At 66.9% G+C, this 23,218-nt stretch carries 29 protein-coding genes, 2 tRNA genes and 2 pseudogenes; 19 read left to right on the forward strand and 14 right to left on the reverse strand.

Going from position 1 to position 23,218, the window contains the following annotated elements; genetic code table 11:
• Positions 1 to 79: 79 nt before the first annotated feature.
• The 4 genes from E0H75_RS13220 (at position 80) to E0H75_RS13240 (ending at position 3,889) form a co-directional block, all read left to right on the forward strand.
• Positions 80 to 1,021, forward strand: a complete 942-nt coding sequence (locus tag E0H75_RS13220) for a phosphotransferase family protein (protein ID WP_131513788.1) — start codon at positions 80 to 82, stop codon at positions 1,019 to 1,021.
• Positions 1,022 to 1,273: 252 nt separating this feature from the next.
• On the forward strand, positions 1,274 to 2,590 hold the full coding sequence (locus tag E0H75_RS13225; protein WP_238162988.1) for an alpha/beta hydrolase: 1,317 nt from the start codon (positions 1,274 to 1,276) through the stop codon (positions 2,588 to 2,590).
• Between the two features lie 385 nt (positions 2,591 to 2,975).
• Positions 2,976 to 3,590: a hypothetical protein gene (locus E0H75_RS13235; protein ID WP_131513789.1), complete on the forward strand. Its 615-nt coding sequence runs from the start codon at positions 2,976 to 2,978 to the stop codon at positions 3,588 to 3,590.
• On the forward strand, positions 3,575 to 3,889 hold the full coding sequence (locus E0H75_RS13240) for a hypothetical protein (protein WP_131513790.1): 315 nt from the start codon (positions 3,575 to 3,577) through the stop codon (positions 3,887 to 3,889). Before E0H75_RS13235 ends, E0H75_RS13240 begins: the two co-directional genes overlap by 16 nt.
• A 101-nt stretch (positions 3,890 to 3,990) precedes the next feature.
• On the opposite strand, the gene E0H75_RS13245 is transcribed toward E0H75_RS13240, so the two are convergent.
• Both E0H75_RS13245 and E0H75_RS13250 read right to left on the reverse strand, forming a co-directional pair.
• Positions 3,991 to 4,356, reverse strand: coding sequence for a type II toxin-antitoxin system death-on-curing family toxin (locus tag E0H75_RS13245; protein ID WP_131513791.1), 366 nt, complete (start codon positions 4,354 to 4,356; stop codon positions 3,991 to 3,993).
• Entirely contained in the window at positions 4,353 to 4,544 is a 192-nt protein-coding gene (locus E0H75_RS13250; RefSeq protein WP_131513792.1) for a ribbon-helix-helix protein, CopG family, read from the reverse strand. The genes E0H75_RS13245 and E0H75_RS13250 overlap by 4 nt, the downstream gene beginning before the upstream one ends.
• Before the next feature lie 174 nt (positions 4,545 to 4,718).
• Between E0H75_RS13250 and E0H75_RS13255 the strand changes: the two genes are divergently transcribed.
• Positions 4,719 to 5,465, forward strand: a complete 747-nt coding sequence (locus E0H75_RS13255) for a phosphotransferase family protein (protein ID WP_131513793.1) — start codon at positions 4,719 to 4,721, stop codon at positions 5,463 to 5,465.
• Between the two features lie 373 nt (positions 5,466 to 5,838).
• Here E0H75_RS13255 and E0H75_RS13260 read toward each other — a convergent pair whose 3' ends face one another.
• Together E0H75_RS13260 and E0H75_RS13265 are read right to left on the reverse strand one after the other, a co-directional pair.
• A complete protein-coding gene (locus tag E0H75_RS13260) occupies positions 5,839 to 6,078 on the reverse strand; it encodes an integrase core domain-containing protein (RefSeq protein ID WP_131513794.1) in 240 nt (79 codons plus the stop codon).
• A gap of 226 nt (positions 6,079 to 6,304) precedes the next feature.
• A pseudogene (locus tag E0H75_RS13265) lies at positions 6,305 to 6,693 on the reverse strand (transposase); the annotation flags it as partial.
• 55 nt (positions 6,694 to 6,748) lie between these two features.
• Between E0H75_RS13265 and E0H75_RS13270 the strand changes: the two are divergent.
• A complete protein-coding gene (locus E0H75_RS13270; protein ID WP_131513795.1) occupies positions 6,749 to 7,162 on the forward strand; it encodes a GNAT family N-acetyltransferase in 414 nt (137 codons plus the stop codon).
• 209 nt (positions 7,163 to 7,371) lie between these two features.
• A complete protein-coding gene (locus E0H75_RS13275) occupies positions 7,372 to 7,821 on the forward strand; it encodes an SRPBCC family protein (RefSeq protein ID WP_202872981.1) in 450 nt (149 codons plus the stop codon).
• Positions 7,822 to 8,096: 275 nt separating this feature from the next.
• On the opposite strand, the gene E0H75_RS13280 is transcribed toward E0H75_RS13275, so the two are convergent.
• A complete protein-coding gene (locus E0H75_RS13280) occupies positions 8,097 to 9,317 on the reverse strand; it encodes an RNA polymerase sigma factor (RefSeq protein ID WP_238162989.1) in 1,221 nt (406 codons plus the stop codon).
• The gene (locus E0H75_RS13285; RefSeq protein ID WP_131513797.1) at positions 9,314 to 9,691 is read right to left on the reverse strand and encodes a YciI family protein; all 378 of its coding nucleotides are present in this window, start codon (positions 9,689 to 9,691) and stop codon (positions 9,314 to 9,316) included. The genes E0H75_RS13280 and E0H75_RS13285 overlap by 4 nt, the downstream gene beginning before the upstream one ends.
• Positions 9,692 to 9,788: 97 nt before the next feature.
• Here E0H75_RS13285 and E0H75_RS13290 point away from each other — a divergent pair, with 97 nt between their 5' ends.
• From E0H75_RS13290 to E0H75_RS13310, 5 genes are all read left to right on the forward strand, one after another.
• Positions 9,789 to 10,163: a PQ-loop repeat-containing protein gene (locus tag E0H75_RS13290; protein ID WP_202872982.1), complete on the forward strand. Its 375-nt coding sequence runs from the start codon at positions 9,789 to 9,791 to the stop codon at positions 10,161 to 10,163.
• A gap of 174 nt (positions 10,164 to 10,337) precedes the next feature.
• Positions 10,338 to 11,090 carry an SDR family NAD(P)-dependent oxidoreductase gene (locus tag E0H75_RS13295; RefSeq protein ID WP_131513798.1) on the forward strand — a complete coding sequence of 251 codons (753 nt, stop codon included), beginning with the start codon at positions 10,338 to 10,340 and terminating at the stop codon, positions 11,088 to 11,090.
• A 25-nt stretch (positions 11,091 to 11,115) separates the two neighbouring features.
• A complete protein-coding gene (locus E0H75_RS13300) occupies positions 11,116 to 12,597 on the forward strand; it encodes an MFS transporter (protein WP_131513799.1) in 1,482 nt (493 codons plus the stop codon).
• A gap of 25 nt (positions 12,598 to 12,622) precedes the next feature.
• Entirely contained in the window at positions 12,623 to 12,805 is a 183-nt protein-coding gene (locus tag E0H75_RS13305) for a YciI family protein (RefSeq protein WP_131513800.1), read from the forward strand.
• 146 nt (positions 12,806 to 12,951) lie between these two features.
• Positions 12,952 to 13,485 (forward strand): dihydrofolate reductase family protein, encoded by a 534-nt coding sequence (locus tag E0H75_RS13310; protein ID WP_131513801.1) that lies wholly within the window; start codon positions 12,952 to 12,954, stop codon positions 13,483 to 13,485.
• A 392-nt stretch (positions 13,486 to 13,877) separates the two neighbouring features.
• Here E0H75_RS13310 and E0H75_RS13315 read toward each other — a convergent pair whose 3' ends face one another.
• Positions 13,878 to 14,099, reverse strand: coding sequence for a hypothetical protein (locus E0H75_RS13315; RefSeq protein WP_131513802.1), 222 nt, complete (start codon positions 14,097 to 14,099; stop codon positions 13,878 to 13,880).
• A gap of 571 nt (positions 14,100 to 14,670) precedes the next feature.
• On the opposite strand from E0H75_RS13315, the gene E0H75_RS13320 reads away from it, so the two are divergent.
• The 4 genes and pseudogenes from E0H75_RS13320 to E0H75_RS44075 all read left to right on the forward strand — a co-directional run.
• Positions 14,671 to 14,982, forward strand: a complete 312-nt coding sequence (locus E0H75_RS13320; RefSeq protein ID WP_165553697.1) for a transposase — start codon at positions 14,671 to 14,673, stop codon at positions 14,980 to 14,982.
• On the forward strand, positions 14,979 to 15,248 hold the full coding sequence (locus tag E0H75_RS13325; RefSeq protein WP_131513804.1) for a hypothetical protein: 270 nt from the start codon (positions 14,979 to 14,981) through the stop codon (positions 15,246 to 15,248). Before E0H75_RS13320 ends, E0H75_RS13325 begins: the two co-directional genes overlap by 4 nt.
• Positions 15,249 to 15,694: 446 nt before the next feature.
• A complete protein-coding gene (locus E0H75_RS13330; protein ID WP_238162990.1) occupies positions 15,695 to 16,690 on the forward strand; it encodes a ferritin-like domain-containing protein in 996 nt (331 codons plus the stop codon).
• Between the two features lie 227 nt (positions 16,691 to 16,917).
• Positions 16,918 to 17,085 (forward strand): annotated as a pseudogene (locus E0H75_RS44075) (IS481 family transposase); the annotation flags it as partial.
• A 348-nt stretch (positions 17,086 to 17,433) separates the two neighbouring features.
• Here E0H75_RS44075 and E0H75_RS13340 read toward each other — a convergent pair.
• A tRNA-Ile gene (locus tag E0H75_RS13340) sits at positions 17,434 to 17,507 on the reverse strand.
• A gap of 127 nt (positions 17,508 to 17,634) precedes the next feature.
• Between E0H75_RS13340 and E0H75_RS43045 the strand changes: the two genes are divergently transcribed.
• Entirely contained in the window at positions 17,635 to 17,772 is a 138-nt protein-coding gene (locus E0H75_RS43045) for a hypothetical protein (protein WP_165553701.1), read from the forward strand.
• A gap of 156 nt (positions 17,773 to 17,928) precedes the next feature.
• On the opposite strand, the gene E0H75_RS13345 is transcribed toward E0H75_RS43045, so the two are convergent.
• The 5 genes from E0H75_RS13345 to E0H75_RS13365 all read right to left on the reverse strand — a co-directional run bounded on the left by E0H75_RS13345 (position 17,929) and on the right by E0H75_RS13365 (position 20,562).
• Positions 17,929 to 18,001: transfer RNA gene (locus tag E0H75_RS13345), tRNA-Asn, on the reverse strand.
• Between the two features lie 104 nt (positions 18,002 to 18,105).
• Positions 18,106 to 18,645, reverse strand: a complete 540-nt coding sequence (locus tag E0H75_RS13350) for a hypothetical protein (protein WP_131513805.1) — start codon at positions 18,643 to 18,645, stop codon at positions 18,106 to 18,108.
• A 58-nt stretch (positions 18,646 to 18,703) separates the two neighbouring features.
• On the reverse strand, positions 18,704 to 19,588 hold the full coding sequence (locus E0H75_RS13355) for a sigma-70 family RNA polymerase sigma factor (RefSeq protein WP_131513806.1): 885 nt from the start codon (positions 19,586 to 19,588) through the stop codon (positions 18,704 to 18,706).
• Between the two features lie 150 nt (positions 19,589 to 19,738).
• Positions 19,739 to 20,245: an SRPBCC family protein gene (locus tag E0H75_RS13360; RefSeq protein ID WP_131513807.1), complete on the reverse strand. Its 507-nt coding sequence runs from the start codon at positions 20,243 to 20,245 to the stop codon at positions 19,739 to 19,741.
• On the reverse strand, positions 20,242 to 20,562 hold the full coding sequence (locus E0H75_RS13365; RefSeq protein WP_131513808.1) for an ArsR/SmtB family transcription factor: 321 nt from the start codon (positions 20,560 to 20,562) through the stop codon (positions 20,242 to 20,244). The genes E0H75_RS13360 and E0H75_RS13365 overlap by 4 nt, the downstream gene beginning before the upstream one ends.
• Before the next feature lie 104 nt (positions 20,563 to 20,666).
• Here E0H75_RS13365 and E0H75_RS13370 point away from each other — a divergent pair, with 104 nt between their 5' ends.
• Together E0H75_RS13370 and E0H75_RS13375 are read left to right on the forward strand one after the other, a co-directional pair.
• Positions 20,667 to 21,536, forward strand: coding sequence for an exodeoxyribonuclease III (locus tag E0H75_RS13370; RefSeq protein WP_165553703.1), 870 nt, complete (start codon positions 20,667 to 20,669; stop codon positions 21,534 to 21,536).
• Complete coding sequence (locus E0H75_RS13375; protein ID WP_131513809.1) at positions 21,536 to 22,657, forward strand: hypothetical protein; 1,122 nt, start codon at positions 21,536 to 21,538, stop codon at positions 22,655 to 22,657. Before E0H75_RS13370 ends, E0H75_RS13375 begins: the two co-directional genes overlap by 1 nt.
• Here the strand turns inward: E0H75_RS13375 and E0H75_RS13380 are convergent.
• On the reverse strand, positions 22,650 to 23,150 hold the full coding sequence (locus tag E0H75_RS13380) for a mycothiol transferase (RefSeq protein WP_131513810.1): 501 nt from the start codon (positions 23,148 to 23,150) through the stop codon (positions 22,650 to 22,652). The two genes, E0H75_RS13375 and E0H75_RS13380, sit on opposite strands and share 8 nt — an antisense overlap.
• Between the last annotated feature and the right edge of the window lie 68 nt (positions 23,151 to 23,218).

Genomic DNA, 23,218 nt, shown 5'->3' on the forward strand with positions numbered 1-23,218 from the left:
ATGTACTGGTGGGCGGGAGAGCTCCATCTTCTCTTCGTTCCCCTTCACACACATTCACTGTTGAAGGGAACCTTCGAAGATGACTCATTCGCCACGTGAAGCTACGCTGGCTTGGGCCTGTGGTGCCCTGGGTGCCGGCAGGAGCCAGCTCTCCGTTGAAAGCCTAGGTCGCGGCGGCCACCGCTCTTCTGGCACGTTCCGCCTGAGAATCGAAGGACCGGCGGCCCAGGCCACGGACGTGATCTTGAAGGTACCCGTCCGGGGCTGGATCGCCGCCGCGTGGCTGATCACGAACGCCCGAGCCCTTCAGCTGGCCGAGGCCCGTGGCCTGGCCGCGCCGCGGCTGATCGCCGCCGATTTCGGCGGGAGGGGGAGCGGAACCGTCACCACCCTGGAGACCTTCCTGTCCGGCAGCGCCGATTTCCCGCCGACGGCTTCGGTCGCCCGGCTCCGGGAAGGAGGAGCCGCCCTTGCCAGGGTCCACGCTTTCAACATGGGGGCTCAGGCCCACCTGCCGTACCGCCCTCGGCCGTGCGCCGTTGACGACCGCGCCGGCGAACGCCGGCGCGGCTCGGTGCCGACCACCCCTCTTCTGCGGCAGGCCGACGAGCGGGTCAGATCGCACGGTGTGCCCGCGGCTGCGTCGGTGTTCGTGCATGGCGACGTCTGGGCCGGCAACATGCTGTGGGAGGGAGATCGTTGCGTCGCGCTGATCGACTGGAAGACGGCCGGCGTCGGTGATCCGGGGGTCGATCTCGGCAGCCTGCGGATGCAGATGGCCCTTCAGTACGGCCAGGACGCGCCGGACCATGTGTTGGAGGGCTGGCGGCGACAGGCCGGTCGGGCGGCAACGTCTGTGCCCTACTGGGATGCGGTGGCCGCGCTCAACACGCCGACCGTGATGCACGGCTTCCCGGGGTTCGCTGACGACGGTAGCCCGCTGGACGCAGCGGCCGTCACCGAACGCCGCGACGCGTTCCTCCGCGCCGCACTCGATCAGTTTCCCGTGCGAAGCAGCTGACCGCGTCGTGGAGCGCTCTACCGGCGTGCAGCATCTCCTCCCAGCGACCGTGCGCATGGATGCCGGCTCGGAAGGTCAGCGCCGCGCACCCCGAGATGGTGTACCTGCCCGAAACAGCCCGGACGGGTCGGGCAAGGCGAAAGGCCGCATGCGTGGTCACCTCGGCAGCGTCGATGCCGCAAGCTGTGACGAAGACTACGCAAATTGAATGACCGGACCGCTGACTTGCGGTCCAGATAGGGGGTTTCTCGCTTGAGCATCAGTAAGCGCGATCAGGTGCAGCTCCAGGCGGCGGAGGCGGGCGACGAGCCCTACGAACTCGGCACCGACTCGCTGCCTCAGCCGGGAACCCCTCGGGGCAGCGTCGCCGAGTACCGACTCGACGACAGTGAGAGGTTCCCCGGAACGAAGCGCCGATACTGGGTGTACGTCCCCGCCCAGTACACGCCGGATCACCCGGCGAACCTAATGGTGTTCCAAGACGGCGAATCGTACCTGCGGCCGAATGTCAACGCCCACGTGGTCTTCGACAATCTCATCCATCGAGGCGAGATGCCGGTCTGCATCGGTGTGTTCGTCGAGCCTGGCGACAGCGGTCCCGGCAACCCGCTGTGGGGTGGCGACACGAACCGCAACGTCGAGTACGACACACTCAGTGACGCCTATGCGCAGTTCCTGCTCGATGAGCTGATCCCACGCCTTCCGGTTACCGTGACCGACTATGCCACGCGTCGCGCAATCTGCGGCCACAGCTCGGGAGGGATCTGTGCGTTTACCGCCGCCTGGGAACGTCCCGAGGCCTTTGGCAACGTCGTGAGCCACTGCGGCAGCTTCGTCAACATACGCGGGGGTCACGAGTACCCGAGCCTGATCCGCCGGACCGAACGCAAGCCGCTACGCGTGTTCCTGCAGACCGGTGAGCGAGACCTTGATGTCGTCTTCGGGAACTGGCCAATCGCCAACCGAGACATGGCGTCCGCGCTTGCCTACCGCGGCTACGAGTGTGAGTTGGTCATCGGCGAAGGTGGGCACACGCTCAAGCACGGCGGAGCCATCTTCCCGGACACGATGCGGTGGTTGTGGGGGGCGTACGTAAGACCCACAGCCAAGGAGAAGTCGCCGGGTGACCGCTCAAGCTGCGCCGCGCTACTGGGTACCGGGTGGCTCAGCGATCACGTGGACATGGTCCTGTTCTCGATCGGCCTACGGATCTGCTGGTCGTTCGTCAACTCCAGTCATCTGTTCGGGCTGGGGCATGGAGGGTTGTTGGGTTTGGATGGCTGCGATGGTTGGCCGGGAGGCGGACCAGCCGACGAGGATGGCCATTGCGGCGCCGCATCCGCTGCGGATGGTCCGGATCCGTGCCCGGCCTGGAGCCAGAGGACGTGGCGACGCTTTCAGACGCCAGCCTGCCGAGGACAACGCGGGGATTGTGCTCATAAGCCAGTGTTGAGCTGCGTCATCAGTTCGCGGTTAGCCGCCCGGGCCGCGGCCAGTTCGTCGTCGCGTTCTTCGAGCTGGCGGCGCAGCTCGAGGAGTTGTTGCTCGCGGTCGGTGAGTGCCTGCTGAAGCTGTGGATGTCGTCGGGCGCACCGAGGCCGCTCTCACGAAAGACGGCCTCGCCGAGGCTCTCCGACAGCCGGGTCTCCAGGGCATGGATGTGCTGCTGCAGCCGGGTGTTGTGCGCGCGGGCGTTGAGCAGGTCTGCGCGCAGCGACGCGATGCTGATGGCACTGTTGCTGGAGGCTGGTTCTGCCGGGACGGCGGCTGCCGCGAGCACGGCTGCGTGGAGGTCTCGGTGGCGGTGGATGAAGCTTCGGTGCACTCGGGCTGCCCGTGCGATCGAGGACACCGTGATCGATGTTCCGGCGGGCCGCTGGACCCGAAGGCATAGCCGGCTGGTCCACGCGACGCGCGTTGCCGATCACGGCGCGCTCAACGCACTGGTGGACAAATGGAGACCGACGCCGCGATGGTCGAGCTGTACGGGTTGATACCCGAGCAGTCCATCGGCGCCCGGAACCTACTCGCCAAGGCGGCCCTCGATACCGGAGACCAGCAGACCGCCGCTGCGGTAGCGGCGCTGCGCAAGCCGACGGTGTCGGCCTGGCTCGCCAACCAACTCGTCCGCACCGATCCCGACGGCATTCACGCCTTGACCCAGCTCGGCGAACAGCTGCGCGAGACCTACCTGCCGTCCGACAGCACCCGACGGCGCGAACTCACCCGGCAACGCCACGACCTGGTGTGCGGCCTCGTCCGGGTCGCGCGCGACCAGGCCGCCGGCGGCCGCCGCGTCACGCCCGCAACCACGGAACGACTCACCGAAACCCTCGACGCCGCCCTGGTCGACCCCGCGGCCGCGCAACTGCTCCGCTCCGGACAGCTGACCACGCCCTTCGGCGCGTCGGATTCGGCGTGGTCGACGAGAACGGCGACCCGGTGGGGTTCGCCCCGATCGGGCCGCGCGTCGTACGCCGCGTCGCCCCGCCGCGCAAACGCCCGACTGCGACGACCACGCGGCGCCTTCCTGCAAAGGCTGGCCACTCGCCGGTGGACCACACGCTGAAGCAGCGCCGAGCCGGCCAGCGGAAACGCCGCGACGAGGCGCAGACGGACTACACACTGGCCGCGGCCGAGCACGAGCAGGCCGGTCAGGTGCTCGACGCGCACCAGCATCGCATCGCCGACCTGGAAGCCGACCTTGTCCGGCTCAACGACCAACTTGAACAGACCCGCCAGAGGCTGCGCGAAGCGCGCAAGCAAACCCGGCGCCTCGAACGCGCCTTCCACCAGGCGGCTCGCAACGCCGCCGCCGTCAGAAAGCGGTTCGACACCGAGGAGCAGCGTCTGACCGCAATGGAGTGACCGCCGCGCGCAATCGCCGGGCGCACGTGTGATGTCTCAGGACATGGGTGACAGTTGATGTGTCAGGACTTCGGTGAGGTCTCTGGGGGTTGGGGCCCGGGTTAATGCCAGGAGCCCAGCAACCGCGCAACGTGGTGAACGTCGTCGAGGCCCTTGGCAATGTCCAGCACCAACTCGTAAGCCGTGTCCTCGTCGAACCGCAACTCGACACCGTTGAGGGCATAGAACAACCGCATCGCGACCCAGCCGAGGCGCTGGTTGCCGTCGACCAGGGCATGGTTGCTGACCACCGAGGTCAGCAGCGCGGCCGCCTTCAGGTCCAGACTCGGGTAGACGTCGATCCCGAACACGACCGAGGTGTGCCGTGCGATCGACGACGACAACAGCCCCACGTCGCGAATGCACTCCGAGCCGCCGATCCGTTCGGCAGCCCTCACCAGATCCTCGAGCCTCAGGAACTCGGTCACTCGGCGAGACGCTTCAGCAGGTTCTCGTCCTCGGTGAAGATACGGTCGAGGAGCCGGTCACGCAGTGCGCGGTGGTTTTGGGTGTATTCGGCGATCGCGTTTCTGGCGACGTCCTGCATCGAGCGGTGCTCGGCCTCGGCGGTTCGCCGCAGGGCCTCCGTCTCTTCCTCGGTGAGTCGCAGTGTCATAGCCATACCAAATGATACCATGGCGGTATCACGCGGCCAATCGTGCCATTCGACGTCACCTCGGCGGCAGTGGCGTCGCGCGCGCGGGTCTGCCGGATCGCGCGACGGCCATCGCGCGTGCGCACGCGATAAATTCGGTGACGGAGGCGATCACCCCCGCCATACTGGCCGCCCATGGATGAGGTCAAAGTCGTCATCGCCCACTCCGAGCGCGCGACCCTGCGCGTCGGCGACGTGTTCTTGAAGGTGGATTCCGACCCCGCGCGCCTCGACCGCGAGGTCGAGGTGATGGCGCTGGTGCCGGTCCCGGCCCCGAGGGTGCTCTGGCACAAGCCGTCCGTGCTCGCGATCTCCGCGGTCCCAGGGACAGTGCTGGGCCGGATCGGCACGCCGTCGACGTCATCCCCGGCGGCCTGGGCCGCGGCGGGTGCCGTGGTCCGGGAGTTGCACGACGCGCCGGCGCCGCCTTGGCCCGGCGGGGGCGGCCAGGGGATCGACGAGTTGGCGGCGAAGCTCGACGAAGAGTGCGAGCGGCTCGTGAGGGACGGTCTCCTGCCCGCCAACTTGGTCGCCCGCAACCGCCGGGTCGCCGCGGCCGCGCTCCGCCCGTGGACCCCGGTGTTCACCCACGGGGACCTGCACATCACCCACGTGTTCGCCGACGGCGACGAGATCACCGGCATCATCGACTGGTCTGAAGGGGGACAGGGCGACGCCCTGCGCGACCTCGCCACCCTGACGCTTGGGCACCCGGAGCACCTCGGCGACGTCGTCGCCGGCTACGGCGGAGACGTAGACCTCGACGTGGTCCGCGCGTGGTGGTCGTTGCGATCTCTGCTGGTGGTTCGTTGGCTTGCCGAGCACGGCTTCGACCCGTTCTCGCCACGCGGAGAAGCCGACGTACTGCGCGCCCGGATGTGAGCCTCCGACCCCCGTAGTCGCATCTACTCCGGTGGCCGCTGGCTGATAACAGGTCCTACGTACGCTACAGACTGCACTAGTTCCGCTCGATGCGTCGGCCCGCGGCCCACGAACGGTCGGTGCGCTCTGAGGAGTGTTGAAAATCGATCGTTGTCGACACTGGTGGCCCGGGATCGCTGCCAGCCCTCGCCGCAGCAGGATCTCGCGTTCAGAAACGTGTTGCGCAAGCAACGTGGCTGACAAGCCGGCACTGACCGTTTCCCAACGGCGGACCGGACGACAACCGAGTGTGCTCGTGCTGCGGGTCCGCGCGAGTTGGATCGCGCCGCTGGCGTTGACCCGTTTTGACAGACAGGTTTGATGTGGGGCTGGTTCACGCTACCTGTTCGGTACTGGTGATAATGGTGGTTTCGAACGTGGCAGGGCTGAGGTAGCCGAGGGTGGAGTGGCGTCGGCGGGTGTTGTACCAGCCTTCGATGTAGTCGAAGATCGCGCTGGACGAGGCCTGGGGGGTCGGCCAGGCGCGGTGACGGATCAGCTCGGCTTTCAGGGGCGCGAAGAATGATTCCGCGACGGCGTTGTCCCAGCTCTGCCCGCGTCGCCCGACCGACATGACGACACCCAGATCCCTTGCCAGGTCGGCGTACTGAGTCGATGTGTACTGACAACTGCGGATGGTTTCCTGTTTGTCAATGGCTGGTTTGGCGGCTCCTCCGTTTGTGATGATGGTGTGCCGGTGCTCGACGCGGTCAAGGTCGTTCAGCCGTGGGGTGCTCCATCTTGACCGCGTCTGCGCTCCGGCTGGTTGGCGGCGATGGAGGAGCCGCTGGGGTGTGAGTTCATGCGGCTGGTCGCCGGTGGTAGGGGCGGCGGGTGATGTGGGGCTGGCCGGGGTTGAGCAGGTAGTAGATCTCGCGGGCGAGGTAGCGCTTCAGGCACCTGATGATCTCGAGCTTGGAGCGGCCTTCGGTGGTCTTGCGCGCGACGTAGGCCTGGGCTTGGGGTCGATGCGGATGCGGCTGACGACGGCCAGGTGCAGGGCCCGGTTGGCTTGGCGGTCCCCGCCGCGGTTCAGCCGATGCCGTCGGGTCATCCCTGACGAGGCCGGCAGTGCAGCGACGCCGCAGAGCATCGCGAATCCTGCCTCGGACTTCATCCTGGCGGGGTTGTCGCAGGCGGTGACGAGCATTTGTCCGGCGATTTCGACGCCGATGGAGAGCCGTGCGAGCGCCGATCGTCTCGGCGAGGCCCAGTGTCCTTCGCGAGGATGAAACGATAGCCCGATGCCTGAGTACACACGGTTTGTGGCCGCACATCTCGACGGGGTACTGCGACTCTGCACCAACGAAGGCTGGCCGTCGTTTCCCGCGGACCCGGCGCGTGCTACGAGAGTGCTGACGGCCCCCGGTGTGACCACGGTCGTCGCGCTTGATCACGGGGCCGTCATTGGGTTCGCTGAGCTCTTCAGCGATGGAGAACTACAGGCGTACCTCGCCAACATGGTGGTCGACGAGACTCGCCGCGGCGAGGGGATCGGCCGTGCCATGGTCAACGAGGCTCTGCGCCTTGCCGGCGGGGAGCGAATAGATCTCCTCAGTCAGGACGATGCCACCGACTTCTACCGGACATTCCCTCACTTCGAGAAGGACGGCTTCCGCCTCTACCCGTTCTATCAAGACAGCACACAAGCAAGCTGACCGCGAACCACGGAACCGCAGTGGTGACTGGGTCTGGAGCGGCGATCAGGGCGCGGCGCACCCAGCTACCGGCTCATAAACTCCCGTTCCTGCCAGTTGGCCCCCACGGGAGTTCGTTGCGAACGGACCCGCCTGTGCCGAGCCTTTCGAGCTGACAGACTAATGGCATTGGCGAGTACGAGCTCAGCTCTTTTGGGAGGACCGGAGTGGTGCGGGAGCGGATGATCGAGGTCTCGAGGATGGTGGCGGCCACGCCGGAGACCGTTTTCGGGTTCCTCGTCCGGCCGGACAACCATCACCTGCTCGATACGAGCGGGATGGTCCAGGGGTCGGCGGACCATGTCACGCTCACCGAGCTCGGACAGGTGTTCACGATGAACATGCACAACGCGTTCAAGGGCGACCACACCGTCGAGAATCACGTGGTGGTATTCGAGCCCCACCGGGCGATCGGGTGGGCACCGGCCTCGCCGGGGGATCCTCCGGCCGGGCATGTCTGGTTGTGGCGGATGGCTCCGGCTGGATCCGGCTCCCTGGTGACGCATGTCTACGACTGGCGGAAGTTCACCCACCTCGACATGATCGACAAGCTGCCCGTCATCGGACCCGACGGCCTACAGGAATCCCTCGACCGCCTCGCCCTCGCGGTTTCGGGCTGAACCAGGCAACTCGCGTCGTCCGCGAGGTACCGGTGGCGCAAGGCCCAATGCCAGGATCACGTCGTCCCGCGTTTCCTGTGTAGTCCAGGGCCTGCCAATAGGCGAGTCCAGGGCCTGCCAATGGGCGAGGTTGCCGCGGGCGGTCAGGGTCCTGGGGTGGTCCGGGCCGAGCACCCGCAGCATGTCGGTGAGCAGCGCCTCGGCCGCGGTGGCCACACCGGGGGTCCACCGGCCAAGCCGCGCCGGTTCGCGATGTTGCCGCGGGTGGGCACGGGTCAGTGGGGCAGTGCTGCGGCGCGTGCTTGCAGGTAGAGCTGTTCGGGGATGCTGAGGGTGCGTTGTGCGGCTAGCTGGTATTCGGCGCGGGCGGCGTCTGTGTCGCCTGTCTCGTCGAGCAGGTGGGCGCGGACGGCGTGTGTCCGGTGGTGATCGGCCAGGGCGGGGTCGGCTTCCGCGGCGGCGAGCTCGTGCAGCCCGGCGGCGGGGCCGTGGACCATGGCGTGGGCGATGATCCTGTTGAGGGTGATCATCGGCCCGGGGGCAAGGCTCTCGAGTAGCTGGTACAGGGTGAGGATCTGGGGCCAGTCTGTGGCTTGGTAGCTGGCCGCTTCGTCGTGGAGGGCGGCGATCGCGGCTTGCAGCTGGTAGGGACCGACGGGCGCGGCCGCGAGCGCGCCGCCGATCAGGGCGGTGCCTTCGGTGATGGCCTGGGTGTCCCAGCGGGCGCGGTCTTGTTCGGCGAGCGGGATGAGGGCGCCGTCGGGCCGGGCACGGGCAGGTCGGCGCGCGTCGGTGAGCAGTTGCAGGGCGAGTAGGCCGGTGACCTCGCCGTTGTCGGGGAGGGCGTCGTGCAGTTGGCGGGTCAGTCGGATCGCCTCGGCGGTGAGGTCCACCCGGGTGAGCGCTGTGCCGGAGGTCGCGGTGTAGCCCTCGTTGAAGGTCAGGTAGAGCACGTGCAACACCGCGGCTAGCCGGTCGGGCAGCTCCTCTGGCGGTGGAGTGCTGAACTGGGCCCCGCTGGCTTTGATGGCCTGTTTGGCGCGGCTGATCCGCTGCGCCATGGTGGCCTCGGGCACCAGGAAGGCTCGGGCGATCTCCCCGGTGCTCAGGCCGCCGACGGCCCGCAGGGTGATTGCGATTTGGGAAGCCGGGGTGAGGGCCGGGTGGCAGCACAACATCAGAAGGGTGAGTGTGTCCTCGGTGTCCGGCACTGGGTTGGGGCCGGGTGGCTGTCGGCTCGCGGCCAGCTCTTCTCGGCGGCGGCGAGCCGCGTCGCTGCGCCACTGCTCGACCCAGCGGCGCGCGGCGACCCTGACCAGCCAGCCGGTCGGGTTGGCCGGCACCCCGGCGGCCGGCCACTGCTCGGCGGCGGCGAGCAGCGCCTGTTGGACCGCGTCCTCGCACCCGGCGAAGTCGCCGTAGCGGCGCACGAGCACGGCGAGGACCCGCGGGGTCTGTTCGCGCAGGGTCTGCTCGAGTTCGCGCCCGATGATCACATCTCGTCCGCGTTGAAGGTCATCACGGGCCGCACCTCGATCAGGTCGACCCCGGCTGCGGCCTCGTGCACTTGGGCGCCGTACGCGATCGCGGTATCGATGTCGTCGCAGTCGATGAGGTAGAAGCCGGCCAGATGCTCTTTGGCCTCGGCGAACGGGCCGTCGCCGGTCACGGTTTGGCCGTGGCTGACGTGCACCTGCTTGGCCAGCGACGGGTCGGCCAGGAGTGCGGTGGCGAGCATCTCCCCGGACCTGGTCAGCTGTTCGTTGAGGGCCCGGAACGCGTTCAGGCCCGCCTTGCGTCGAGCAGGGGGCAAGGCGTCGAAGGTCTGCCTGGACGCCGGGTTGCTGTAGATCAGGATCACGTACTGCATCGCTACCTCCGAGGATCGGATTCTTGCACCTGTGTCGAGACCGCACCGCCAGCCTCGACACCCGTCTGACGAACAGCTCAGCGGAAGGAGGTGCGTGATGATGAGTCTGGCGTTGGTGGCCGGGACGGTCTCCTCGGTGATCTTCGCGGCGAGCAACCTGCCGATGCTCCTCAAGGCCCGCCGGACCCGTGACCTGTCCTCGTACAGCCTTGCTTACCTGGTGATGAACAACGTCGGCAACCTGCTGTACTGCCTGTACGTGTTCAACCTGCCGCCCGGCCCGATCTGGGCGATGCAGTCCTTCTACCTGCTGACCATGGGTCTGCTGCTGCGCTGGTACGTGCGCTTCACCCCACAACGCCGCGCTCGGCCCGCTCAGCCCCGCTACAGCGCGGACGCGCAGCCCGCCGAAGCCAGGCGGCCCGTGATCGTGTTCGCCGCGCCGGCAGACCGGCACGGCCACTCCCGATGAGTTCCGGTCCTGCGGCTCCGGTCCATCGCCGCCGGTAAACGGGGATGGCTTCACCCGGTGTGTCGAACTCGCGAACTTGGCATCGACACCCACGTGACCCGCCCGACCTGGACCGACTGTCCCGGCGGAGTGCAAGAAAGTCCGCTGCCACCAAACCAAGACTTAGGAGACCACATGCCCACTCAAGACCTATCAGGATCCACGGCCATCGTCACCGGAGCCAGCAGAGGTCTTGGCCGAGGCGTCGCCGGTGCCCTGTCCCTCGCCGGCGCGCAGGTCATCGGCGTCTCCCGCGACCGCACCCAGCTTGACGAGGTGCGCGCCGAACTCGGCGAGAGCTTCACCCCTGTCGTTGCCGACGCGGCGGACCCGGTCGTCGCCGGCCAGCTGATCGACGCCTTGCAGCCGCGGATCATCGTGCTCAACGCCGGCGCGAGGCCGCTCACCCGGCCGATCCACCAGCACACCTGGGAGACGTTCAGCCGTAACTGGCACGTCGACGTCCAGCAGGTCTTCAACTGGACCCGCGAAGCGCTGCTCCGCCCGCTCACCCCGGGCAGCACGGTCATCGCGTTCTCAAGCGGTGCCGCCGTCGCCGGCTCCCCGCTCAGCGGCGGGTATGCCGGGGCGAAGGCCGCCATCCGATTCATCGCCTCCTACGCCGCCACGGAGTCCGAGCGGGCCGGGCTCGGGATCAAGTTCACCGCAGTACTCCCGCAGTTGACGCCCGCGACCGACCTCGGCGCAGCCGGTGTCGCCGCCTACGCCGCCCGCCAAGGACTGGACCTGGCCACCGCACTCGAACGATTCGGCCCGGCCCTCACCCCGGAGCAGGCCGGCAAAGCAATCGTCGAGCTGGCCGCCGACCCGAACCTCGGCGACACCGCCTACCTGCTCACCACCGCCGGCCTCGCCACCGCATCGTGACGATCCCAATCTCAAGGAGACAGCCATGAACCAGATCAACCGTTGGCGGGCGTTCACCCTGCTCGCCGTTTCGTTCTTCATGACGATCGTCGACCTCACCATCGTCAACGTCGCCCTGCCGACCATCGGTCGTTCGCTGCACTTCTCCGCATCGAACCTGCAATGGGTCGTCACCGCCTACGGCATCGCCTTCGGCGGGCTGCTGATGCTCGGCGGCCGAGCCGCCGATCTTCTAGGCCGGCGCCGCGTGTTCATGGTCGGGCTGGGGACCTTCACCGCTGCTTCGCTAGCGGCCGCGCTCGCGACAACGGACTCGTTCCTGATCGCGATGCGCGCCGTGCAAGGAATCGGCGCGGCGATCGTCCTGCCCGCGGCGCTGTCAATCGTGATGAATATGTTCGGCGAAGGCGCCGAGCGCAACAAGGCGCTGGGCATTTGGGGTGCGCTTGGTGCCGGCGGGGCGACCTTCGGGGCGATCGCGGGCGGGCTGTTCACCCGGTTCGCCGGCTGGGAGTACATCTTCTTTCTCAACGTGCCGATCGGTGTTGTGGTCCTGATCCTGGTGCCGCGTGTCGTGCCGGAGAGCCGCATCGAGACGGCGCGGCGGCGCTACGACCCGTTCGGCGCGGGCTCGGTGACCGGTGGCCTGGTGCTCCTGGTGTATGCGATCTCCAATGCGCCGAAGGTCGGTTGGGACTCGACCAGGACGGTCGCCCTGCTGGCCGCCTCGGCGGCGCTGCTGGTCGCGTTCCTGGTCATCGAGTCGCGCGTGCAAGCCCCGCTGGTGCCGCTGCGCATCTTCCGGCTCAAGACGCTCGCCGGGGCCAACGCGGTCAGCTTCCTGCTGGGTGCGAGCTTCTTCGCGTACATCTTCATCGGAACCCTGTACATGCAGCAGGTGCTCGGCTACTCGGCGCTGCGCACTGGCATCACGTGGCTCACCGCGTCGGTCACCTCCGTCGCATTTGCCGGCCTGGCGCAGGCGCTCGTGACTCGGGTTTCGGCCAAGCTGGTCATGGCCTTCGGCATGACCCTCATCGGTGCCGGTGTGCTCTGGACTATGCAGGTTCCGGTGCACGGCAGCTACTGGGCCGACCTTGCCGGGCCGTTCTTCATCACCGGGATTGGCACCGCGTTCGCGTTCATCCTGGTGTCGATCGCGGCCCTGGCCGGCGTCGCTGAGCATGAGGCTGGACTTGCCTCCGGACTGCTGAACACGACCCAGCAGCTGGGCGGAGCGATCGGTGTGGCCGTCGCATCAACCGTCGCCGCAGCCCACACCGGGACGCTGCTGCACCACGGCCACGCGGAACCGGCCGCACTGACCGGCGGCTTCCACTGGGCGTTCATCGTGTTGGGGCTGATCGGCCTGGCCGCCGTGCCGATCACTTTCGCGCTGGTTCGCCAACGCGAACTGGACCTGGCCGTCGCCGCTACCGCATTAACGACGACGCCGGCGCCGGCGCCCGAAGAGCCCGAGCCGGCCACTGATATAGCCCGCGGATAGGGCCCGATCCCTCAGGAGCTTTCAGATGAAGTACGCGATGTTCATCCACTACAAGCCCGGCTACCACGAGGCGGTGTCCGAGGACGAGCAAGAGGCCGTGGTCGCCGACCACGGCGCGCTGGCGCAGGACCCCCACGCTCGGAGCAGCGCGCAGCTCCAACCGATCGAGACCGCCACGACCTTGCGCGGGCAATCCGGCAACTGGTGAAGCGCCCGCGACGCTGAAAAAGGACTCCCCGACGAGTGTGGGGCGCCTCGCTGGTCGGCTTCCTCGGCAAACGTCGATCTCGCTGAGAAGGCCGCCCGAGGATCGCGTCACATCACAGGATCAACCACTCGAGAAAGAGAAGGACAATGCGCAAGCTGATCGAATCGACCTTTGTCTCGCTCGACGGTGTCATCGAAGCGCCTGAACGGTGGGCCAACTTCGACGCCGAGGACGCGGCGTCGTCCATGGAGCAGCTGGGCAACTACGACGCGTTCGTCATGGGTCGGCTGACCTACGAGAACTTCTACGCGAACTGGGGCCACACCGCTGGCAACCCCTACATCGACCTCATCAACGCCATGCCCAAATACGTCGCATCTCGAACACTGACCGAAACGGCATGGAATGCCACCCTGCTCGGGCCTGACCCATCCAGCGCGATCGCCCGGCTGAAGGACCAGCCCGGCAAAGACCTCATCAAATACGGCACCACCCACTTCGACGACACGCTCGTGCGAGACCACCTGATCGACGAGTTCCACCTCTGGATCAGACCCGTCGTGGCCGGCACAGGACGACGGCTGTTCGAAGACGTGGACACCTCGATGCTCCACCTCAGGCTCACCGACGAAAGGAGGCTGCAGAACGGATCCGTGATCCTCACCTACGCCCCCCGCTGACCTCAGTCCCGGCGGCCTCCGGCCGTTCACCGCCCGCGACCGCTCTCGGTGTCTTTCCTGAGCAAGAGCAATCGCCTCCGGCGGGGACCTCACGACTCCGGGATGACGAGCCCGATTTTGGCCCGCTACGTCGGAGCGGTCGGGGTCCGTCTTCCCGCCCGCCGCTCAGCCCAGTCAGGTCCTACCAGGAGCCACCGGAGGGGCCAAGGTCGTACGTCCAGTTGGGCGCTCCACCTTGGCCCCTCTGGCGTCGCCTCATCGCGCAACGCGTGGGCTGAACGGCAGATGGGAAGACACAGGGGTGGTGTCATGCGGAGCGCAGTGCTCAAAGCGCCACGGATCCCGCGTCGGACGAATCTGAAAGGGACGAGACGGCGATGGGTGTGTCGGAGTCAATCGTCGTCGAACACGACGGTGAACGCACCGCGACCGACAGCGTCCTGACAAAGCTCGGTCTGGAAGGACACAGTGATGATGTCGTCCATGCTGATGGGGTCATCTTCAGCCAGGGAGTCGCTTAGATGCCTGAAAAGTGCCATGAGCGACTGGTCAGCCGCATCCACCGGTAGGCCGACCGAGAATGACTTGCATTCGAAGCCTTCAGTAACGAGCACATCATGACATCACGCGGGCCCCCTCTGAGGTTGCGCTGTGGCAATGCGTAGAGGCTCCAGTTGGTCAAGGCGATCGTGCGCTCGACCGTGCAGGCGGGGGTCGCCCGTGCGCGCTCAGTTCACTGGTGTTGGGACGTCCGCCGAACCCAGACCCAGTCGTGGCTCCAGGAAACCGGCGAACCGCGATGGTCCGGCAAGAACATCCGGGACGGTGCGCCGGAAACCGAAAGTATCGGCTCAGTGTCGACCGTCTCGTAACCACCCCACACGCCGACCTCTACGTAGGAGTTGTGCCATAGGACGTTGCCGGAGGGGCGGACGAAGACATCCAACATCCCTGGGCTCCCAGCACATGCCCCAACGCCCGAGAAAACCTCCTCGGGTCCAATCGGCATGTAACTTGACCACGCCATTACAAGCCCCCTCGAAGCGGCGAGCCCTTCTCCCCATTGGCGCTGCGAATGCGACTCTCGCAGCAAACCCTCACATCGACCGTGAGGCTCAGACTGGGCCTGACCCGTTTTGACGGACATCCGAGATCAGGAGCTTGTGCTCCGGAAGGATGTCCATCATGGAGTCCATGGGTAAGAAGAAGCCGCGGCCTCGTCGTTCGTTCACTGCTGAGTTCAAGGCGGAGATCGTCGAGCTGTGTCAGCGTCGTGACCGGTCGGTGGGTCAGGTCGCGAAGGACTTCGATCTGACCGAGACCGCGGTGCGGGCGTGGCTGAAGCAGGCCGAGCGTGATGCCGGGACCGGTGACGGCGGGTTGACCTCGAGCGAGAAGGATGAGCTCGCGCAGTTGCGCCGGGAGAACCGGCGGCTGCGCGAGGACGTCGAGATCCTCAAGCGGGCCACGGCTTTCTTCGTGAAGGAGACCCGGTGAACTGCTACCCGTTCATCGAGGCGGAGAAGGCAGGCGACCACAGCGTGAAGCGGGCGTGTGAGTTGCTGCAGGTCTCCCGTTCCGCCTACTACGCCGAGCGCACCGGCGGACCGTCACCGCGTGAGCGGCGTGACGCTGAGTTGACCGGAAAGATCATCGAGATCCACGACAACTCCCGCCACACCTACGGGTCACCCCCAGCAGCCTGCTGGGTTGTTCCGGGGTGCGCCGGTTGCCCGCGTGGTCGTGACACTGATGAGGCTTAGTCGTTCAGTGCTCGATGTCCTTCTGATGGCCCCTGCGATGGATGCGGCATCTGCGCAGCTCTGCAGAGAACGTGTCCAGGGTTTCCACGTTGAGCCGCGCCAGCTGTGTCGACCCGAGGAAGCCGGTGGAGGAGCTGCGATCACCGAGGCGACCGAGGCGCCCAGGAGAGGTGGCCCCGATCACCTCGCGGGTTGTCGATGCGGGTGCTCTATCCGCTGCTGGGCACGGAGAGCTGGCTGGCCGAGTGCCGCTCGTCGAGCCCCCGAGAGAATTCGGCCCGAAGCCGCCTGAAGATCGTGATCCAGAGTCTTGACTAGTGCTTGATCGTCCAGTCGTGTGGGTTATGGCGAGTACAACCAAGAGTGCCTTGCCGGGCGGGGTCATCACTGGGCCTGTGCCCAGGAATCCCGCCACTGGCAACCCCTCACCTAGCAGGTTTCGGGATGTGAAGGTCGGTCAGGCCGTCCGGCCTGTGTCCCGGTTGGAGCAAACGACGCCGAGGAGAAACAGGATGTTCGGGACGAGGTATGTACACGACCTGATCGACAGGAGCGCGGAGAATCCGGCGGACCGGCGGCGGTTCCTCAAGAGCGCGACCGCAGCAGGCCTGGGAATGATCGGTGTGAGCGTGGCCGGGGCGACGGTCACGGCTGCGTCTGCCTCAGCGCAAGACGCCAACTCGATTTCGGACAGCGCGATCTTGAATTTCGCGCTGAACCTGGAGTACCTGGAGGGGGAGTTTTACTCCTTCGCAGTGCACGGGCATGGACTGCCCGGCAACTTGACCCACGGAACGGGCCGGCGCGGGCCGGTGATAGGCGGCCGCGCGGTCCCCTTCAAGAGCAGGTCGGTCCGCCAGTTCGCTGCCGAGATCGCCCACGACGAGTTCGACCACGTCCGGTTCCTTCACGCGGCGCTGGGCAGCGCGGCGGTGGCCCGGCCGACCATCAACATCAAGCAGAGCTTCACCGCCGTCGCGATAGCTGCGGGGCTGATCAAGCCTGGGCAGACGTTCGACGTCTACGCCAATGAGAACAACTTCTTGCAGGGCGCGTTCATCTTCGAAGATGTCGGAGTCACCGCGTTCAAGGGCGCCGCGCCGCTGATCAGCAACAAAACCTTCCTGGCCGCGGCCGCCGGCATGCTGGCGGTCGAGGCATACCACGCGGCGACCATCCGCAGCGTGCTGTTCGACCGCGACCTGGCCCGGCAGGCCAACGCGATCTCGGACGCGCGGGACAGCCTGGACGGGCCGAGCGATGATGACCAGGGCATCACCGTCAACGGCACGGCCAACATCGTGCCCGCCGACAGCGACAGTGTTGCCTTTGGCCGTATCCCCGGCCGAGTGCTCAACGTCGTCTACCTGACTCCCAAGAAGGCGTCTCGCGGCGGGTTCTACCCGGACGGCGTCAACGGGCAGATCCACACAAGCAGCTGACCAGCTCACACCTGCTGCGAGCAGGCGCAGCGTGATCATCGCCACGGCACGTAGCGCGCCTCGAAACCCCTAATGTTGGTATCGGCAAGTCTGGTTGAACGTGGGAGAACCTCCGCATTGGATGTGGCTCGTCTAAGGCCCACTCCAACCACGGAGGTTCTCGTGTCCCACGGCAGCGCCCGGCTGACGGTCCACGGTCCCCGACTGATCGTCAACGCCACCAAGCAGGCCTGCTGACGCGCTCGTCCCGGCCGCACACGGTGCCCACAAAGACCAGCGAACGGGTTGAGCAGAAGGTCCCGGCTGCTCGCGCCGAGCACCGCGAAGGCCCCGATGTGCTCGGCCCGAAGGTCGGGGTGCCGGCCCGGACCGTGTCTCGGATCCTGCGCCGTCACAACTTCGACCGGTAGCCACGGACCGTCTGCGCGTCTTGGGATTTCGCTTCTCATAGATCTGGCTGAGAAGCCGCGTGTGCGCCTTCTCTGCTTCGTTCTCCTGGCGCGGACCTACCGGGATAACTGCGGTGAGGTAGAGGTCCTTCTTCGTCACTGGGTCCGCGCCGGCATACACGCGAACCTGGAGCGATCCCGACTTGAGCCGCCGGATCGATCCTCGCTTTCGCTTCGACCTACGCGATCCATCGGTCACGCACGGACGATATGCACGAGCTCCATGCCACGCAGATCCGGTGTCATCCGCAGGTCAGGGGGCAGGAGACTGCTCTGACCTGCGGATTCATGACGTAGGGCGGGCGGGACTCGAACCCGCGACCCAGGGATTATGAGTCCCCTGCTCTAACCAGCTGAGCTACCGCCCCGTGCGTGGCAGATGGTATCTGGTGGGTGTGGGGGAGTGGGGAAACCAGGGGTGTGTCAGGGGTTTGACTGAGGGGTGGGTGGGACGGACCAGGCATGATGGAGGCAGGTCCGACGAAGGGAACACCGATGGGCTGGTTCATTTTCCTCGTGCTCGTAGTGGGCGCGATCGCGGCGTACAAGTATCGGGTGCCGCTGCTGGCCAAGTTGACCGGTCAGCCGCAGGACCGGATTCAGCGCGCCATCGACCGCAAGAAGGGCAAATAACACTGACTCCTGAGGTGTAGATCGCGCCGGTCCTGCCGCGGCTGAGGTTGCGGCAGGAGTGGTGGCCTGCGTACGGCGTGCAGCCACGCGGCCGCCGGGGGAGCCTCAGCGGACATGAAAGAAGCCGGCTCCTGGAGGAGACCGGCTGTCGTGTTGCTCCCGCGACTGGACTCGAACCAGTAACCTGCCGGTTAACAGCCGGCTGCTCTGCCAATTGAGCTACGCGGGATCGGGATGGAACCTGTCCCCGAAACCCCGAGGACCTGAGTAGGTTAGCAGGACGGGGCCGAACTACAAAAACGGGATTCGGCCTGCCCGGGCTTGCCTTCTGGGTCAGATTCCGAACTCCTCCCGGACCGACTTGAGGGCTGCTTCGGCCGCATCCATTACGCCGGGTTGGTCCGGCTCCAAACCCTTGTCCAGAACGAAGTTCCAGGCGACCGGTACGTCGGTGGTGGCCGGGTTGCGGCGGCCGATGATGCGTACGCCGCGCTTGCCGACGAGCGGGACGTGGCGCTGGATCACGATGCTCGCGTCGACCCGTTCGCGGAGCAGTTGCCCGAAGCGGCCCGGGTCCTCGACGGGGAGGTCGGTGGCGCGCAGCGGCGTACCGAAGGCGGTGGTCTCGAAGACGTGCAGGACCGAAGCGTCGGAGTCCCAGCCGGCGCGCTCGATCTTCTCCCAGCCGACACGACGGACGGACTCCGGCGAGTCGGTCGGCAGGTAGACGGCCGCGCGCGTCCCCGCAACCCACTTGCCGTTGGTCAGGCGGACGGCGGCCAGGATGTCTTCCTTGCCGCGGGCTGAGTGCCGGGACGCGATGGTCACCGCCTCGGTCAGCTCACGGGGCCAGGAACTGCGCCTGAGTCTCACCTGCTCATCATCCCAGCCGCCACCAACCGGGCCCGCACCGCCCACGTCTCCGCAGCGTTCAGGCGGCGTAGTCGCGGAGATGGTGGTGGGCTCGGCGGCGCAGCTGACGGAGGGCTTCTCGTTCGAGGGTGCGGATCTGGTCCGGAGGGAGGCTGAGTTGGCTGGCGGTCTCCTCGATGGTGCTCGGCGTGTGGCCTTGGAGGCCGTAGCGGTGGTGGAGGACGGCTTGGTGTAGATCGTCGAGAAACTCCAGGTGGTAGGCGATGTCCCGGCGCAGGCCGGCGTGCAGTACGACGGACTCGTCGTCGATCGCAGGCTCGGAGTCGTCGAGGTCGAGGGTCTCCGGATGGATCCGCCACGCCTGGGCGCGTTCCACCCGAGCCACCGACAGACCGGTCGCCGTGGCGAGCTCCCGAGTGGTGGGATCCCGACCGAGGGTCTGCGTGAGCTCGTGCCGGATCGATGCCAGCCGTCCGGAGTCGGTGTAGGCCTGGGCAGGCATCCGGACCAGCCGTGAGCGATCGGAGATCGCCCGGCCGATCGCCTGGCGGATCCACCAGATCGCGTACGTCGAGAACCGGTGGCCGAGGCGATGGTCAAACCGCTCGACCGCCCGCATCAACCCGATGTTGCCTTCCTGGATCAGATCGAGCAGCGAAATGCCCTTCCCGGTGTACCGCCGGGCCAGGGACACCACCAACCGCAGGTTGCACTCGATCATCCGTCGCCACGACTGCTTGCCGAGCACGACCACCTGCTGCAGGTCGGCCGGATCGTGCCGGCCGCGGTTGCCGGCCAGCCGCTCCGCCGCGAGCAGCCCGGCCTCGATCCAGTACGAGAGCTCGTTCACCTCCTCCAGGGTCAGTAGTTCGTGGTTCCCGATGTCGCGCAGGTAGGCGACCAGTGCGGTCCGGTCAGCCGGCTCGCAGTCCAGTTCAGCCATCCGTTCCCCTCTCTCCTGCCCAAGAGAGTGCCGCGATTCGGCCGCCCGGAACGGACTGACTTTCCGTCGGTGGATAACTACCAGGCGTCACAGCCCGGCCTGTGGATGAAGACGGCCCTCAACCAAGCAGCGGCCGTATGATGCGCAGAATCACGACCAAGAGGGGTACGACGACGCCACCTCGGCGTACCGGTCCGACCAGTTGGGCAACTCGGCCCCGGCCAGATGCGCGTCGAGCCGATCGAAGAAGGCGTGCGTACCAGGCAGGAAGCCGCGCGCGTTGGTGACCGACAGCCCCGTGTGGGTGAACGTCAGCAGGGTCCCGTCGCCGTCCACGGACAGTTCGTACCGCACGACGCTGTCCTCGACGATGCGCTGGTGCCACTCGTGTTCGAACACATGCGGCGGGTCCCAGACGAGGATGCGCCCGGTGAGGCGCTTGGCGTCGGGTGCGGCCGGTGGTTCGTCCGGCAACATCTCGATCGTGCCGCCGGTGCGTCCGTCGATCACGGTCTCGCCGAACCAGGCCTTGCGTTCGATCGGATCGGTAAGCGCGGCCCACACGGCGTCGATCGGATGCGGCAGGTGGCGCCGGAACGTCATCGTGGCGCGGTCGCCGTCGATGATGAGGTCGCCATAGCGATCTTGCGTGGTCATTCGGTGGGCTCCTTCTGATTGTGGGCCAAGTGGCTCTCGAGGGCGTCGAGGTGCCGCGGCCAGTACCTGCGGTACCGACTGATCCAGTTCTCGATCTCGATCAAGCGGTCGGCGCGCAGCGCATAGATCCGGCGCTGACCGTCCGGCCGGACCTCGACCAGACCGACCTCGCGGAGGATCCGCAGGTGCCGGGAGACGGCAGGCTGGGTGAGCTTGTGCAGGTGCGCGACCAGCTCACCGGCCGGCCGCTCGCGTTCGGACAACAGGTCCAGCAGTTCCCGCCGGCTCGGCTCGGCGATCGCCTCGAAGACGTCCATGCCGAGAAGTATCACAGAAAGCGTATATACACTTCAAGTAATATGTTTCCGACTGCGCAACTAACGGGCTGAAATGGTCCGTCCCGAGGTCTACCGTTGGCCGGGTGCGAGTGGCTACCTGGAACGTGAACTCGGTCAAACAGCGGTTGCCCCGGTTGCTGGGGTGGCTGGACGAACGGCAACCGGATGTGGTGTGCCTGCAGGAGACGAAGCTGGCGAACGACGCCTTCACCGCGCTGCTCGGTGACGAGCTGGCCGGCCGCGGCTACGACACGGCCCTGTACGGCGAGGTGCAGTGGAACGGCGTAGCCCTGCTCTCCAAGGTCGGCCTGGAGGATGTGGTGACCGGCGTCGCCGGTGCGCCCGGCTTCCCCAATCCCGAGGCGCGTGCGGTCGCGGCAACGTGCGGTGGCATCCGGATCCACTCGCTCTACGTGCCGAACGGGCGCACGCCGGACTCCGATCACTACCACTACAAGCTCGCCTGGCTCGCCGCTCTACGCGACGTGATCGCCTCCGGTCCATCCGACCAGATCGTCTGTGGTGACATGAACATCGCCCCGACAGACGCCGACGTGTTCGACCCAGCGGCGTACGTCGGTCAGACGCACGTGACCGCGCCGGAGCGACAGGCGCTGGCCGACCTGATGAGCGCCAAGGACCTGCACGATGTCGTCCGCGATCGCTGGCCGGACAACCGTGTCTTCAGCTATTGGGACTACCGCGCCGGCATGTTCCACCAGGACCTCGGCATGCGGATCGACCTGATGCTCGCGACCGATCCGGTGGCCGAGCGGGTGAAGGCGGCGTGGATCGATCGCAAGGCCCGCAAGGGCACCGGTCCGAGCGACCATGCGCCGGTGATCATCGACCTCGATGTCGCGCCCGACGGCGATATCGGCCCGGTCGTGCCACCGCCGTCCGCGCCGCGGACCGGCCGCAAGTCCACCACCAAGCTTCCGCAGAATCGCTGATGCGTCGCCTGGTCGCGGCCATCGCGATGATGGCAGTCCTCTCCGCGTGCAGCGGGGAGACGAAGCAACCACCGGCACCGCCCGCGGTGGCCTGGTCGAAGGTCGACGTCGGCGCGGAGCCCGTCGCGCTCCGGGCGTACGGCGATCAACTGCTGGTCGGCCTGCGGAATCGCGGCGCCAAGGTCGTCCCGGGTCTCGTCCTGCTCGAGCAGGGGAAACAGACCCCGATCGCGATCAAGCCGAACCCGGCGAGCCCGTACGCCTACGAGGCGGTCTGGTACTCGATCGCGTACGACGGCAAGCAGCTGCTCGCGCTCGGCGGCGCATCGGGTGGTGCGCACTCGAACACCCGCTGGACCGTGTGGACCGGCTCGGTCACCGGTGGCCTCATCGAGCGCCCGCAGGTGTTCTGGACCTTCGGTGGGCAGGACGCGGGCGATCTGTTCTCGGCCGTCATCACGTCCTCCGGCGGCCGCGCCCTGCTCGGCTCCTGGGGCGGGGTCGAGACCGGCAACGACGCGACCGTGTGGCTGCCGCAGGGCGACGCCAAGTGGAACCGGCTGAGCTCGGCGAAGACCGCCCTGCAGAGTACGCCGTCCCTCCTCGTCGGGTCGGGCTTCGGGACGACGCTCGGCAAGAGCGTCATGTTCGTCGGTTCCCAGGTGCGGCTCGCGCCGAACGTCGTCGCGCAGGAGGCCGCGGTTTGGCGATCTGCCGACCTCAACCAGGGCTGGACCCGGATCGTCCTCCCGGATCCCGGCAACCGCAGCCAGGCCAACACCGCGACCTGCAACAAGGACTGCGTGATCTCCGGCTACGTCGACGGGAAGCTGGCGATCTGGCGGCTCGGCGCCAACGGCACGGCGCAACGGCTCCAGGGCGTGCCGTCGATCCCGGTCGGCGACAAGGACAAGCTGCCGCCGCCGATCGTCGACGGTGACAAGATCGTCCAGATCGTTGCTCAGGACAACAAGGTGAAGGTTGTCACCGGGAGCGGCGGCAGCTGGACGGTCCAGGAGTCCAGCGGTCCACAGGGCCTGGTGACCGACGCTGCAGTCACCAAGGACCGCAAGGTCTATCTCATCGCCGGTACGACGTTGTGGGAGACCACCCTCAGCTGAGCAGTCCCCGGACGTACGCCGCCTGGCCGATGTGCTCGAGGTCGTCGCCGATCACGCTGACCAGCCGCACGCCCATCGTCACCGGCGGCGTCCAGTTCCGGTCGACGATCTTGTCGAGATCGTCGTCGGTGACGAGCCGCAGGAACTCCAGCGTCCGCGCGTGCACGGCGTCGTAGTACCCGGTCAGCAGCTCGGCCGACAGTTGCACCTGGCCGACCTGCTCGGAGGTGTGGCCGTAGCCGGTGTCGGCCGGGTCGAACGGCAGTCCTAGGCGCTCGTGCCACCCATCGGCGGTCAGGACCTGCTCGTATCCACCCACGCCGGCGACGTGGTCGTCCTGGATCCGGGTCAGGTGCCAGACCAGCCAGGCGATCGAGTTCGCCGTGTCGCCCGGCCGGGTCGCGAGAGTCTTCTCGTCCAGCCCGTCGACCACCCCGTGTACTTCTTCCTGGATCCGGCTGTATGCGTCGATCAGCAGTTCACTTGTGTTCATGGACAGCCACCGTAGTCCCCACTCCCGACAGTTCTAAGGTGGTCGGAGCAAGTCCGGACAAATGAGGA

The sequence above is a fragment of the Kribbella capetownensis genome, from assembly GCF_004331485.1.
GTDB classification, from domain to species: Bacteria; Actinomycetota; Actinomycetes; order Propionibacteriales; family Kribbellaceae; genus Kribbella; species Kribbella capetownensis.